This is a genomic window from Solilutibacter tolerans (genome assembly GCF_900155935.1).
Classification (GTDB): domain Bacteria; phylum Pseudomonadota; class Gammaproteobacteria; order Xanthomonadales; family Xanthomonadaceae; genus Solilutibacter; species Solilutibacter tolerans.
This window is the reverse complement of sequence record NZ_FTLW01000004.1, coordinates 341,907-355,830: the sequence shown is the minus strand read 5'-3', so window position 1 is coordinate 355,830 and position 13,924 is coordinate 341,907. Positions and strand designations below refer to the sequence as shown.

General features: G+C 60.7%; 10 protein-coding genes. 1 reads left to right on the top strand and 9 read right to left on the bottom strand.

Annotated features, from left to right (window positions below; all coding sequences use genetic code 11):
- Positions 1–70 precede the first annotated feature (70 nt).
- Entirely contained in the window at positions 71–307 is a 237-nt protein-coding gene (locus BW989_RS10010; RefSeq protein ID WP_076587838.1) for a hypervirulence associated TUDOR domain-containing protein, read from the top strand.
- A gap of 53 nt (positions 308–360) precedes the next feature.
- Here the strand turns inward: BW989_RS10010 and recJ are convergent, their stop codons facing one another.
- The 9 genes from recJ to dnaK all read right to left on the bottom strand — a co-directional run bounded on the left by recJ (position 361) and on the right by dnaK (position 13,878).
- Positions 361–2,067, bottom strand: coding sequence for a single-stranded-DNA-specific exonuclease RecJ (recJ, locus tag BW989_RS10005; protein ID WP_076587836.1), 1,707 nt, complete (start codon positions 2,065–2,067; stop codon positions 361–363).
- Complete coding sequence (locus BW989_RS10000) at positions 2,064–2,990, bottom strand: phosphoglycerate mutase (RefSeq protein WP_129582892.1); 927 nt, start codon at positions 2,988–2,990, stop codon at positions 2,064–2,066. Before BW989_RS10000 ends, recJ begins: the two co-directional genes overlap by 4 nt.
- Positions 2,991–3,455 carry a transcription elongation factor GreA gene (gene greA, locus BW989_RS09995; RefSeq protein WP_207551646.1) on the bottom strand — a complete coding sequence of 155 codons (465 nt, stop codon included), beginning with the start codon at positions 3,453–3,455 and terminating at the stop codon, positions 2,991–2,993.
- An 11-nt stretch (positions 3,456–3,466) separates the two neighbouring features.
- Positions 3,467–6,712: a carbamoyl-phosphate synthase large subunit gene (carB, locus tag BW989_RS09990; RefSeq protein WP_076587833.1), complete on the bottom strand. Its 3,246-nt coding sequence runs from the start codon at positions 6,710–6,712 to the stop codon at positions 3,467–3,469.
- 51 nt (positions 6,713–6,763) lie between these two features.
- Positions 6,764–8,650: an alpha/beta hydrolase family protein gene (locus BW989_RS09985; protein ID WP_083688469.1), complete on the bottom strand. Its 1,887-nt coding sequence runs from the start codon at positions 8,648–8,650 to the stop codon at positions 6,764–6,766.
- 19 nt (positions 8,651–8,669) lie between these two features.
- Positions 8,670–9,791, bottom strand: coding sequence for a glutamine-hydrolyzing carbamoyl-phosphate synthase small subunit (carA, locus tag BW989_RS09980; protein WP_076587829.1), 1,122 nt, complete (start codon positions 9,789–9,791; stop codon positions 8,670–8,672).
- An 87-nt stretch (positions 9,792–9,878) separates the two neighbouring features.
- A complete protein-coding gene (gene dapB, locus BW989_RS09975; protein WP_076587828.1) occupies positions 9,879–10,631 on the bottom strand; it encodes a 4-hydroxy-tetrahydrodipicolinate reductase in 753 nt (250 codons plus the stop codon).
- Positions 10,632–10,723: 92 nt separating this feature from the next.
- Positions 10,724–11,860 carry a molecular chaperone DnaJ gene (gene dnaJ / locus BW989_RS09970; RefSeq protein WP_076587826.1) on the bottom strand — a complete coding sequence of 379 codons (1,137 nt, stop codon included), beginning with the start codon at positions 11,858–11,860 and terminating at the stop codon, positions 10,724–10,726.
- A gap of 80 nt (positions 11,861–11,940) precedes the next feature.
- The gene (dnaK, locus tag BW989_RS09965) at positions 11,941–13,878 is read right to left on the bottom strand and encodes a molecular chaperone DnaK (protein WP_076587825.1); all 1,938 of its coding nucleotides are present in this window, start codon (positions 13,876–13,878) and stop codon (positions 11,941–11,943) included.
- Positions 13,879–13,924 lie beyond the last annotated feature (46 nt).

Here is a 13,924-nt window from a genome sequence, read left to right as displayed (position 1 = left end):
GGCCCGCCATCACACTGATTTTCGGTCAGCCAAAGCAGGCTTGGCGGCACAAGATCAGGAGGATGTCGGAATGGACAGGCAGCGCACCTTCAAGCTGGGCGACCACGTTGGCTGGAACTCAGAAGCCGGTCAGGTCAGCGGTCACATCATCAAGATCCATGTCCGGGACTTCGACTACAAAGGCCACACCCACCATGCCAGCCCAGAACGGCCGCAGTACGAGATCCGCAGCGACAAGACCGACCACGTGGCCGCGCACTACGGCGAGGCACTGACGCTAATCTCCGAACGCAAGACGGCCCGATAAGTACGGGCGCAGGGCACCGCCGCCCCATCCTTTTCGATCGAAAGTGCATATGTTCAAGCAGCTTGCCGCTGCAACACGATCAACTGCACGGCATCGCCCCCTCGCCAATCGTCAGGCGTGAGTCGATAAGCGACATGCGATTCGGTCGCAGGCGTCTCACCGCTCCAGCCATCGAACTGCATCGCGTTGAAGCGATGGCCGTCGCGCTCTAGCGTCATCTTGAGGTGGCGCTCACCCACGATGCGCCAATCACGCACAGCAAACACACCGTCGAACAATGGCTCGGGATAGCCCTGCCCCCATGCACCGCCATCGCGCAGTGCACAGGCGTGGGCGATATCCAGGGATGCTGCATCCAACTCTCCATCGCTTTGCAAGGCATCGGTCTGGGCCAGCGCCTCGGATTGCTCACTACCCACCGTCGTGATGGCTTGGATGAAGGCCGAAAGCGATTCGCGCGGCAAAGTGAGGCCTGCCGCCATCGCGTGTCCGCCGAAGCGCGAGATCAAACCCGGATGCCGTGCGTCGACCAAGGCGATGGCATCACGCAGATGGAACCCGGGAATGGAGCGCGCTGAGCCGCGCCACTCATCCTCGCCCGCAGGCGCGAACGCAAACACCGGACGTTGCAACTTTTCCTTCAGCTTGGAGGCGACCAGGCCGACGACACCGGGATGCCAGTCCTCGTCCGACACGCAGGGAATGCATATGGCATCGTCGATGACATCCGGGAGTGCGATGGCTTGGTCGACCATCGCCTGCTGCATGTGCCGACGTTCCTTGTTGATGGCGTCAAGAGCCTCTGCCTGCAAGCGGCAAACCTCAGCATCGTCGCCAAGCAGGCATTCAATGCCGAGGCGCATGTCTTCAAGTCGACCCGCGGCATTGATGCGCGGAGCGATGGCGTAACCGATGTCAGCGGTTGTCAGTCGCGTGGCGTCACGGTCGGACACATCGATCAAGGCATTCAAGCCGACACATCCCTGCCCTTTTCTCAAACGCCGCAGGCCTGCACCAATCAATGCCCGGTTTGCGACATCCAGCTTGACCATGTCGGCAACGGTGCCGACGGCGACAAGATCCAGCAATGTTGTCAGGTCGGCGGCACCTGTTTCCTCCCCCGCGTCACGCGCAGCCGCGCGCATAGCAAGCAGCACATAGAAAAGCACACCGACGCCTGCCAAAGCCTTGGAGGGGAACGCATCACCTGCTCGTTGCGGATTCACGATCGCATCAGCGATGGGCAAGGTCTCGCCGGGCAGGTGGTGATCGGTGACGATGACCTGCCACCCGCGCAACTTGGCTGCGGCGATACCGGCATGGCACGCGATGCCGTGATCGACGGTGAGCAGGATGTCGGGGTTCATATCGGCCAACTCATCGACCAGCCCCGGCGTCAGGCCGTAGCCATGCACCATGCGATCGGGCACCGCATACGAGACGTTCCTGGCACCCAACATGCGTAGGCCACGCACGGCGACCGCGCAGGCCGTCGCGCCATCGCAATCGAAGTCGGCGGTGACGACGATATGCGCATCCGACTTGATACCTTCGCGCAGCAGGGGGACAGCCTTGTCGAGGTCGAGCAATCCGGTGGGTGGCGGCAACACGGCCAAGCCGGGCATGGCATCGCTGCCCCCTTTGCTGCCACGCGCCAGATGTACCCGCCGCAATGCGAGTGGCCAGTGTTCGGGCCAGTCACCTTCCGTCAACGTTGCCTCATCGACCTGCCTGCGGACGATGGGCCGTAGCACCGTCACTCCTGCATGTCCGTGATGATGTCCGGCAGCTGGAATGACCCGCGCCAGAGTCGCCAGCGTTGTGTATTCCTCATGTCAAAGACCGGCCCTTCTTCGCAGATCCATTGCATCGCCATTCCTTTTTCCATGCTATCCAACGCAGGCTCCAGCCATCTTTCGTAGATGTTGTCGCGAGCAACGCCCTGCAGGTCGTACAGGCCTTCCGCATGGTCAGGCCAATGTATCGGCAGTGCTGTCGGTTGCATGTTCGCCGTGAGTGCCAACCCATGCAGCAAGGGATCATCGGAATGAATCGTCGGGATCAGGCCTTGCATGGGGTCAGGCAATTCGGAATCGCCCCACCACCACAGTGCGTTGATCGGTGGCAGGCCGCGTTGTTGTCGTTCAAGGTTGCGCAGATGCTGGTGCAAGGTGATCTGCACTTCGTTGTCCAGCACACGCCAGTCACGCGCGCCTTCGCCTTCCGGAATATGGTCGAACGGGTCAGCGCCCAAGACAGTCGCTGGCGTGGCAAAGCGCGGCACGACGACATCACGCGGCATACGCAAGTACCAGCGATGCGGAGTCACGGCTTGCAGTTGATAGCTGGCGTCATCAAACAGGGCTTGTAGCTCAGGCACGAACGATGTGACATCGTTCGCATCCATGGGCAGCATCGCGCCAACCGCGTATAAGCGCGCGCCATTGATGTCGGGGCGTATCCACGCGGGCTCCGCACGCAACCACCGATACGCACGGATCTGGTCAATATCCAGATCGCCTTCACCCAAACGTGACAAGGCCGCCGACGCAGGCACATCAAGAGCATCACCGAATGCATCAACGCGATCAGCACGGCCTAGTGCTTGCGCGATGCGTTGCGGCAAAGGTCTTGGCCAATGCCGCAACGGTGGCAAGAGCAACTGGACGGGCGTAGCGCTCACTCAGCCTTCGTAACGAACTGATGTGATTTCGTATTCCTTGGTGCCGCCCGGAGCTTCCAGCGTGACTTCATCACCTTCGTGTTTGCCGATCAGCGCGCGTGCGATGGGCGAAGAAATCGCGATGAGCTTCAGTTTTATGTCGGCCTCCAGGTCACCCACGATCTGGTAGGTGATCTCCTGATCCGTCTGCAGATCGATGAGATCAACCGTCGCACCGAAGACCACTTTGTCACCGGCGCCGAGCTTGGTCACATCGATGATCTGCGCATGCGACAGCTCACCTTCCAGCTGCTTGATGCGCCCTTCGATGAAGCCTTGCTGTTCGCGGGCGGCATGGTATTCGGCGTTTTCCTTAAGGTCGCCATGCGCACGCGCTTCGGAAATCGCCTGAATAACCGCTGGGCGCTTCACGGATTTCAATTCCTCCAGCTCGACGCGGAGGCGGGCCGCGCCACGCGCGGTGATAGGGGGATGATTCATGATGCTTGCAGTTCCTTGTGCAATTCCTGCAGTGACCACACCGGGCCACTGTCGCGGAAGTCTAGCGAATGCAACAGGGCTTTCGCGCCGGCAATCGTCGTCGAATAGGTGACGCGATGCTGCAACGCTTCACGGCGAATCGAGAACGAGTCGCTGATCGCCTGCTTGCCTTCGGTGGTATTGACGATATAGGTGATCTCGCCGTTCTTGATGAGGTCAACGATATGCGGTCGGCCCTCGATCACCTTGTTGACGACAGTACATTCGATGCTGTTGTCCTGTAGCCACTTGGCGGTGCCATGCGTGGCGACGATCTCGAAACCACGACGGATGAGTTCCTGCGCGACGGGAAGGAGACGCTTCTTGTCAGGATCACGCACCGACACGAAAGCTTTGCCCGGCTTGGGTGCACGGATGCTGGCAGCTTCTTCCGCACGCGCGAACGCGGCGCCGAAGCTGCGGCCCACGCCCATGACTTCGCCGGTCGAGCGCATCTCCGGGCCAAGAATCGGGTCCACGCCCTGGAATTTGGCAAACGGGAACACCGCTTCCTTGACCGAGTAGTACTCGGGGATGATTTCTTCGGTCGCGCCCTGCTCTGCCAAGGTCTTGCCTGCCATGCAACGCGCGGCGATCTTCGCCAGCGGCTGGCCAATCGCCTTGGACACGAAAGGCACCGTGCGCGAGGCACGCGGATTCACTTCCAGCAAATAGATGGTGTGGCCGCCCTCGGCATCCATCTGCACCGCGAACTGGGTGTTCATCAGACCGATCACATTCAGGGCCTTGGCCAGCGCAACGACTTGCACGCGCAACTCGTCCTGCACTTTCTGCGAGAGCGAATACGGCGGCAGTGAACAAGAGGAGTCACCGGAATGCACGCCCGCTTCCTCGATGTGTTCCATCACGCCGCCGATCAACACGTTGCCGTCCTTGTCAGCGATGACATCGATATCGACTTCCACCGCGTTGTCGAGGAAGCGGTCCAGCAGTACGGGCGAATCATTCGACACCTTGACCGCTTCTCGCATGTAGCGCTCGAGGTCGGCATCCGCATGCACCACTTCCATCGCACGTCCACCCAGCACGTAGCTCGGGCGCACGACCAAGGGGTAGCCGATCTCACGCGCCAGCACCAAGGCTTCTTCCGCACTACGCGCAGTGCGATTCGGCGGCTGGTTAAGCTTGAGGTCTTCGACCAGCTTCTGGAAACGCTCGCGGTCTTCGGCCAGGTCGATGGACTCGGGTGATGTGCCGATGATCGGTGCGCCGCTCGCTTCCAGCGCACGCGCAAGCTTGAGTGGCGTCTGTCCGCCATACTGCACAATTACGCCGGCGGGCTTTTCCAGCTCGATGATCTCGAGCACGTCTTCCAGCGTCAGCGGCTCGAAATACAGGCGATCAGACGTGTCGTAGTCCGTGCTCACCGTCTCCGGGTTGCAGTTGACCATGATGGTTTCATAGCCATCCTCACGCAGTGCCAGCGCGGCATGTACGCAGCAGTAGTCGAACTCGATGCCTTGGCCAATGCGATTGGGGCCACCACCGAGCACGATGATCTTTTCCCGATCGGTCGGATTCGCTTCGCACTCTTCCTCGTAGGTCGAGTACATATAAGCCGTGCTGGTGGCGAACTCGGCCGCGCAACTATCCACGCGCTTGTACACAGGGCGAATACCAAAACCACGACGCAGCGCGCGAATCGCCGCCTCGTTGGTGTCGACCAGCTGGGCGATGCGCGCGTCCGAGAAGCCCATGCGCTTGTAGCTGCGCAGTGCATCGGCATCGAGCGCAGCAAGCCCGCCATCCGCGATAGTCTTTTCAGTCGAGATGATGTCTTCGATCTGGTCCAGGAACCAAGGGTCGACATGCGACAAGGTGTGCACGTCTTCCGCAGACAAACCGGCGCGGAAGGCATCGGCTAGGTAGAACAAACGCTCCGGCCCGGCTTCTTTTACTTCGCGCTTGAGCTGGGCGAATTCGCCCTCGTCATTCCAGTCCAGGCCCGTCGGATCGAAGCCGACCTTGCCGGTCTCCAAACCGCGCAAGGCCTTTTGCATCGACTCCTGGAAGGTACGGCCAATCGCCATTACCTCGCCGACTGATTTCATTTGCGTAGTCAAACGCGAATCGGCCGCCGGGAATTTCTCGAAAGCAAAGCGCGGGATCTTGGTGACGACGTAATCGATTGACGGCTCGAACGATGCCGGGGTCAGGCCACCGGTGATGTCGTTCTTGAGCTCGTCCAGCGTGTAGCCGACAGCCAACTTTGCCGCGATTTTTGCGATGGGAAAGCCGGTCGCCTTCGATGCCAATGCGGACGAACGCGACACCCGCGGATTCATTTCGATGACGACGACGCGGCCGGTCTCGGCATTGATGCCGAACTGCACGTTGGAGCCACCGGTATCCACGCCGATCTTGCGCAGCACGGCGATGGAGGCATCGCGCAGGCGCTGATATTCCTTGTCGGTCAGCGTTTGTGCTGGCGCGACGGTGATCGAATCACCGGTGTGCACACCCATCGGGTCAAGGTTCTCGATCGAGCAGACGATGATGCAGTTGTCCGCGGTATCGCGAACCACTTCCATCTCGAATTCCTTCCAGCCCAGCACCGATTCTTCAACCAGGATTTCGTGCACCGGCGAGAGCTCCAGGCCGCGCTTAGCGATTTCCTCGAACTCCTCCTTGTTGTAGGCGATGCCGCCGCCGGTGCCGCCCAAGGTGAAGCTCGGGCGAATGATGGTCGGATAGCCCACTTTGGCCTGCGTCGCGACGGCTTGCTCAAACGTGCGTGCAACCTCGGCCTTTGGGCATTCCAAGCCGATTTCATCCATGGCGACACGAAACAATTCGCGATCTTCCGCCATGCGGATTGCATCACGCGATGCACCGATCAGCTCGACGCCGTGTGCTTCCAGCACCCCGTTGTCGGCCAAATCCAGCGCGCAATTGAGTGCAGTCTGCCCGCCCATCGTCGGCAGAAGTGCGTCGGGCTTCTCCTTGGCGATGATCTTTTCAACTGACTTCCAGTTGATGGGTTCGATGTAGACCGCATCGGCCATTTCCGGGTCGGTCATGATCGTCGCGGGGTTGGAGTTCACCAGCACCACGCGATAACCCTCTTCGCGCAGGGCTTTGCAGGCTTGTGCGCCGGAGTAATCGAATTCGCAGGCCTGACCGATGACGATCGGGCCGGCGCCGATGATGAGGATGGTTTTTATGTCGGTGCGTTTAGGCATGTCAGTCTCAATGTGCCGATTTTTGTTGCCAATTGCCGGCGATTCGGTAAATCAGTTCTTGCCGATGTGCTTGTCGAAGAAAGCCTGCATTTTGGTGTACAGGTTTATCTGGTTATCCAGGTCATAGAACCCATGACCTTCTTTGGCTTCGAGTACGTCGACCTCAACCGGTTTGCCGGCTTTGGTCAGCGCTTCCTTCAGTGCACGGTACTGTGATGGAGGCACGCGTTCGTCCTTGCCACCTTGAACCAGCATTACAGGGATGTTGATTTTGTCGACGTTGTATACGGCCGATTGCGCTTGTTGTTCTGAGGCACTTTGAGGCAACACGCGATTGAGGTAATTCATGCCAGATGGCGACTGCGGGATATCTCCGTCGGTCTTCATCAGCGGCAAGCTGTAGACGCCGACATACCCGACCGTGCATTTGTACTTGGTGGGGTTGCGAACCACGGACTGCAGCGCGGCATATCCACCGTAGGACGCGCCGTAGGTACAAATACGATTTGCATCGGCAATACCGTCACGCACGGCCCAGTCAACGGCATCGGTCATGTCGTCGATCATTGTCGTGCCCCAACTCCGATAGCCCATGCTTTCGAACTTGTTGCCGTAGCCACCGGAGCCACGAAAATTGATCTGCAGCACGGCGTAGCCACGATTCGCCAGAAACTGGACTTCGGGATCGAATCGCCACAAGTCACGCGGGCCATGAGGACCGCCGTGCGGATGCAGGATCAGCGGCAAATTGCGCCCGTCGCTATTGCGCGGAGTGGTGATGTAACCATGCAGCAGCACTCCGTCGCGGCTCTTGATCGAGATCGGACGCATCTCGGACATCTCCGAGGGCTTGATCCACTGCATCGCTGACAACAGGAACTTGGCCTGACCCTTCTGACGGTCGTAAAGGTAGTAGCTGCCGGGGTCGGTGTCGCTATACGTATTGACCAGGATGAAGCGACCATCTTTGCTCATGCCACGAAAGCTGACCGCGTGCTCGGGGAAAGCATTGACCAGGCCAGCAAGGACACGGCTTTCCTCATGCTCGCGGTCAATGAAGTCGTATTGCGGCATGCCGTCGGCATAACCAACTGCCAGCAACGATCGATCATCGCTACTTGTCAGATAGGTCGCGGGATCAACATTCGCGTTCGATGAAACTTTTTTCCCTTGGCCAGTAGCCGGGTCGATCAAGTGGATGGAAGCCGCCTCGCCATGGTCGCTGACGCGGAAATAGGCGTTCTTGCCATCAGGCGCAAACATCAACGGAGAACGCTCGGTATCGCCCATCGCCGAACGATGCACTTCCGTCCACGTATCGCCATCCCGTTGCAGGGTGATGTTGTTTCCTTTTTCGTCCTCGCCAGCCACGTATCGCAGACTGCCGTCATGGTCGACGAGGAAGCTGCCGAAGCGCAGCGGCGCACTCGCTACCGTGGCCGTGCGTGCATTGTTGACGTTCATCCGGAACAGATAGGGCGAATCCACCGATCGCTGGACGAGAATCCAGTTGGGGTCTTCATCCAGTGTGTCTACGATCGAATAAAAACCCCCATTGGGAATCTCGATGCGGTCAGTGCCATCAACATTCGACGCGTGCAGGTCGGGCGTGACGACGCGGAAATCGAAACGACCGGTTTTCCATGTGAGATACATGAAAAAGCGCTGGTCGTTGACCCAGACCACGCGCTCGATATGCCGCCCGGCACCGTAATCCCATTTACCCACCAACTTCATGTCGGCAACGCGGAACGCGGCCAGTACGGTGCGATCTCCCTGGGGCTTGGAAACCGTGATGTATTCGCCACCGGGCGAAAGCGAAACACTGGTGAATTCCGGGTCCTTGAAGAAATCTCCGACTGGCACTTCCCGCGCCTGTGCATGAACAGGCAGCAGTGCGGCGAATGCGAGACCCATCACGAGAGCAATCTGTTTCATGTTCCGACCCCCCCTGTGCTCACTTCGCCATCATGGCAATGAATCGGTCGAACAAACCCGCCACATCGTGTGGGCCAGGGGAAGCTTCGGGATGCCCCTGGAAGCTGTACGCAGGCACATCCATCAATTCGATCCCTTGATTGGTGCCATCAAACAATGAGCGATGCGTCACCCGTGCATTCGCAGGCAATGAAGCCTCGTCAATGCAGAAGCCGTGGTTCTGCGAGGTGATCAACACGCGGCCGGTGTCGAGGTCTTGCACCGGATGGTTGGCACCATGGTGACCACTCGGCATCTTCATCGTCCTGGCGCCCACGGCCAAGCCCAACAGCTGATGGCCCAGGCAGATGCCGTAGACCGGCAGCTTGCTTGCCAGCAGCTCGCGGATCGCATTGATCGCGTAATCGCAGGGTTCTGGATCACCAGGACCGTTGGACAGAAACACACCATCGGGCTTGAGCGCCAGCACATCGCTGGCTGGTGTTTGCGCGGGTACAACGGTGACTTCGCAGCCTCGGTCCGCCAACAGGCGCAGGATGTTGGTCTTCACACCATAGTCGTAAGCCACGACTTTGAACTTCTTGTCGGGATTCGCGAAAGCATTGCCGTCGAGATCCAACGAGCCTTCGTTCCACACGTAAGACGTGTCCGTGCTGACTACTTTGGCCAAGTCCATGCCCTTCAGGCCCGGAAATTTGCGTGCGGCTTCGATCGCGGCATCGACATCGATATCGTCGCCGGCCATCACAGCGCCATTCTGGGCACCGCGCTCGCGCAACACGCGGGTCAGTGCACGGGTATCGATGTCTGAAATGCCGACGATGCCGCGTTCGCGCATCCATTCCGGCAAGGATTGCTGGTTGCGCCAACTACTCGGGCGACGCGGGACATCGCGGACGATCAGGCCGGCAGCCCAGATCTTGGCCGCCTCGTCATCCTGCGCGGTCATGCCGGTGTTGCCGATGTGAGGATAGGTCAGGGTGACCAGTTGGCGGGCGTAGGACGGGTCCGTCAGTACTTCCTGGTAGCCGGTCATGGCGGTGTTGAACACCACCTCGCCTACCGAAAGTCCGGGCGCGCCGATGGAAACGCCCCTGAAGACGGTACCGTCTTCGAGCGCGAGAATGGCTGGTTGGGTCACGAGCTTCGCCTTGTGTGGGGTTGCAAAAAACCGCCGAAGAGCTCGATGGCTACCCCGGAGGCGATTGGATTCAGGCGAGGGAGAATTCTATCTGGATCGGGGCGTCGAATCCAGCCCGATTTTGTCGCCCAGCATGTCGGCGATGGTGTAAATCCCAGCCGGCTTGCCCGCCAGCCATGCAGCCGCGTGCAGTGCGCCGCGCGCGAAAATGTCGCGATGCATGGCGCGGTGCACCAATTCGATGCGCTCGCCCTGCCCCGTGAACTGGACCAGATGCTCGCCGACGATGTCTCCGGCACGGATCGCGGCGTATTTCGGGTGCGCGCCACCTTGTTCAGCAGCGGCACCCAGCGTCAGCGCGGTGCCCGAAGGCGCATCCAGTTTCCGGGTGTGGTGCATTTCGATGATGTCGCAGTCCCAGCCCGGTAGTGCAGCCGCCGCACGCCGCACCAGATCGTGCAGTACCGCAACGCCGATGCTGAAGTTGCTGGCCCACAAGATGGGAATGGTGGTCGATGCTGCTTCCATCGCCTCGCGCTGCGCGCCCAAGAGGCCGGTAGTGCCAGATACCAGCGCAACTTTGCGTTCAACGCACAGTGCCAAAACGGCATCGAAAGCCTCAGGAAGACTGAAATCTACCGCAACATCAAACGCCGACGCGCCGTTCATTTCGCCGGTTGAAAGCTGAGGGACACCATCCACCACGCGTTGAGACGGGTTGCGGCGTGAGACCGCGGCGACGACCTCGCAGCCCGGCTCTTCGCCGCACAGGCGCAGTAAAGCTTGTCCCATGCGACCTTGCGCACCGTGGATCAAAAGTTTTACGGATGGCTTGTTCATACGGTGAGGCTATCGGGGCTGCTTGCCATCAGCAAGCATGAACCAGCGAGAGAATGGTGAAGCCTGAGTTGATCGACTTCGCCATGATTGGCTCACGAGACCATTCGGTCCCAGAAACCCTTAACGCCATCCACAAAGGTGCTATGGCGCGGTGAGTGCTTGCGCGCCCCTTCGCCTGCAAAGGTCGCCTCGAACTTTTCCATCAGCTCGCGCTGCTCTGGTGTCAGGTTGATCGGCGTTTCCACCGTCGCGGTGCAGTACAAATCGCCTTCGCGGTGGCTGCGCACCGACTTCACGCCCTTGCCTTTCAGGCGAAACACCTTGCCACTCTGGGTTTCCGCGGGGATGCGGATTTCGGCCTCGCCGTTGAGGGTCGGCACGCGCACGATATCGCCCAACGCCGCCTGCGAGATGCGGATCGGCACGTCGCAATGCAGGTCGTCGCCTTCGCGGGTGAATATCTCGTGCTCGCGCACGCGCACTTCTACATACAGATCGCCAGGCGGGCTGCCCGCGGGACCGGCTTCGCCCTCGCCTGCCAGACGAATACGGTCGCCGTTATCGACGCCGGCGGGGATATTGACCTCCAGCACCTTGTCTTCCTGCACCCGGCCATTGCCGTGACAGGTCTTGCACGGATGCGCGATGGTCTGACCGCGCCCCATGCAATTCGGGCACGGCTGCTGCATGCGGAATGGACCGCGTTGCATCACCACCTGGCCGCGACCGCCGCAATGGGTGCACGTGTCCAATTTGCCGTCTTCGGAGCCCGAACCCGCGCAGTCGTCGCATTCGGCGAGCGTGGGCAGTTCGATTTTCTTTTCGGTGCCGGCGACGGCCTCTTCCAGATCCAGATCGAGGCGGTAGCCGATGTCGGCGCCGCGACGCGGACGCTGTGGGCCACCGCCCATGCCGCCACCAAAAATATTGCCGAAGATGTCGCCGAAGATGTCACCGACATCGTGGAAGCCCGGCCCGCCTCCGCCACCGCCCATGCCGTGCTCGAACGCGGCGTGGCCATGCTGGTCATAGGCGCGGCGCTTCGAAGCGTCCGAGAGGACTTCGTAGGCTTCCTTGCACTCCTTGAAGGCCACTTCGGCCTCGGCCACGTTGCCCGGGTTGCGGTCCGGGTGATGCTTGGCGGCCGCGCGGCGATACGCCACTTTCAATTCGGCTTCGGTGACCGTGCGGGAAACCCCGAGGACTTCGTAATAGTCGCGCTTGCTCATCGGTGTCGCATCTTCCTGTGTTGCTCACGCGAACGGGCAGACCGTGTGGGCCTGCCCGTCGCTTGGGTGAGGCCTTGGGGTCAGGCCTTGTTGTTGTCGTCGTCCTTGACCTCGGTGAATTCGGCATCGACCACATCGTCGTTGCCGCCGGCAGGGCCAGCCTGCGGACCAGGGCCGGCATCGCCGCCGGCTTGGCCTGCCGAGGCAGCTGCGGCAAACAGCGCCTGTGCAGCATCCTCCAGCCCCTTCGACTTGGCCTCGATCTGACCCTTGTCGTCGGACTTCATCGCGGTTTCAAGGTCGGCGATGGCGGACTCGGCATTGCCGATCACGTCACCCGGCACCTTGTCGCCGTTGTCCTTGATCGCTGAGCGCGTGGCGTGAATCAGAGCGTCAGCCTGGTTACGCGCACCGACCAGCTCCTGGAACTTCTTGTCTTCCTCACGATGCGCCTCGGCGTCCTGCACCATCCGCGCGATCTCGTCGTCCGACAGGCCCGAACCGGCCTTGATCTCGACCTTCTGCTCCTTGCCGGTCTTCTTGTCCTTGGCGGTCACGTGAACGATGCCATTGGCGTCGATGTCGAAGCTGACCTCGACCTGCGGCACGCCGCGCGGCGCCGGCTCGATGCCGGAGAGGTCGAAGCGAGCCAGCGACTTGTTGTACTGGGCTTGCTCGCGCTCACCCTGCAGCACGTGTACGGTCACGGCGGACTGGTTGTCATCGGCAGTACTGAAGGTCTGCGATGCCTTGGTCGGGATGGTGGTGTTCTTCTCGATGATCTTGGTGAACACACCGCCCAGGGTTTCGATACCCAGGCTCAGCGGGGTCACATCCAGCAGCAGCACGTCCTTGACGTCGCCGGCCAGCACGCCGCCCTGGATCGCAGCGCCCAGCGCCACGGCCTCGTCCGGGTTCACGTCCTTGCGCGGCTCCTTGCCGAAGAACTCGGCCACGGCCGCCTGCACCTTCGGCATGCGGGTCTGGCCACCGACCAGGATCACCTCGCCGATGTCGCTGGCCTTGAGGCCGGCATCGTTCAGCGCAACGCGGCACGGCTCGATGGTCTTCTTGATCAAGTCATCGACCAAGGCTTCCAGCTTGGCACGGGTCAGCTTGATGTTGAGGTGCTTGGGACCGGTCGCATCGGCCGTCACGTAAGGCAGGTTGACATCGGTCTGCTGGCTGGTGGACAGCTCGATCTTGGCGCGCTCGGCCGCATCCTTCAGGCGCTGCAGGGCCAGCGGATCCTTGCGCAGGTCGATGCCGTCGGTCTTCTGGAACTCTTCGACCAAGTAATCGATGACGCGCTTGTCGAAGTCCTCGCCGCCCAGGAACGTGTCGCCGTTGGTGGCCAGCACCTCGAACTGCTTCTCGCCATCGACATTGGCAATTTCAATAATCGACACGTCGAAGGTGCCGCCGCCGAGGTCATACACGGCGATCTTGCGGTCCTTGCCGTCGCCCTTGTCGAGGCCATAGGCCAGGGCTGCGGCGGTCGGCTCGTTGATGATGCGCTTGACGTCCAGACCTGCGATACGGCCGGCATCCTTGGTGGCTTGACGCTGGCTGTCGTTGAAGTAGGCCGGCACGGTGATGACGGCTTCGGTGACGGTCTCTCCGAGGAAGGCCTCGGCCGTCTTCTTCATCTTCTCGAGGATCTTCGCGCTGACTTCCTGCGGTGACAGCTTCTTGCCATCGCTGGTTTCCACCCAGGCATCGCCGTTGTCGTGCGCGATGATCGCGTACGGCACCAGGTCGAGGTCCTTCTTGACCTCCGCATCGGTGAACTTGCGGCCGATCAGGCGCTTGACCGCGAAGAAGGTGTTCTTGGGATTGGTGACGGCCTGGCGCTTGGCGGAGGCGCCCACCAGTACTTCGCCGTCCTTGGTATAGGCAACGATGGAGGGCGTGGTCCGGTCACCTTCCGCGTTCTCGATGACGCGGGCCTTGCCGCCTTCCATGACGGCGACGCAGGAGTTGGTGGTGCCGAGGTCGATGCCGATGATCTTGGCCATATGATTTTTACCTCTGAAATAGGAGATTTGGGGCGGTCAAGCCGCG

Bases quoted from the DNA above. Each gene is read 5' to 3' on its own strand.
- BW989_RS10010 (WP_076587838.1), top strand. From the start codon at position 71: ATGGACAGGCAGCGCACCTTCAAGCTGGGCGACCACGTTGGCTGGAAC.
- dapB (WP_076587828.1), bottom strand. From the start codon at position 10,631: ATGAACAAGCCATCCGTAAAACTTTTGATCCACGGTGCGCAAGGTCGC.
- dnaK (WP_076587825.1), bottom strand. From the start codon at position 13,878: ATGGCCAAGATCATCGGCATCGACCTCGGCACCACCAACTCCTGCGTC.
- BW989_RS09985 (WP_083688469.1), bottom strand. From the start codon at position 8,650: ATGAAACAGATTGCTCTCGTGATGGGTCTCGCATTCGCCGCACTGCTG.
- dnaJ (WP_076587826.1), bottom strand. From the start codon at position 11,860: ATGAGCAAGCGCGACTATTACGAAGTCCTCGGGGTTTCCCGCACGGTC.
- carB (WP_076587833.1), bottom strand. From the start codon at position 6,712: ATGCCTAAACGCACCGACATAAAAACCATCCTCATCATCGGCGCCGGC.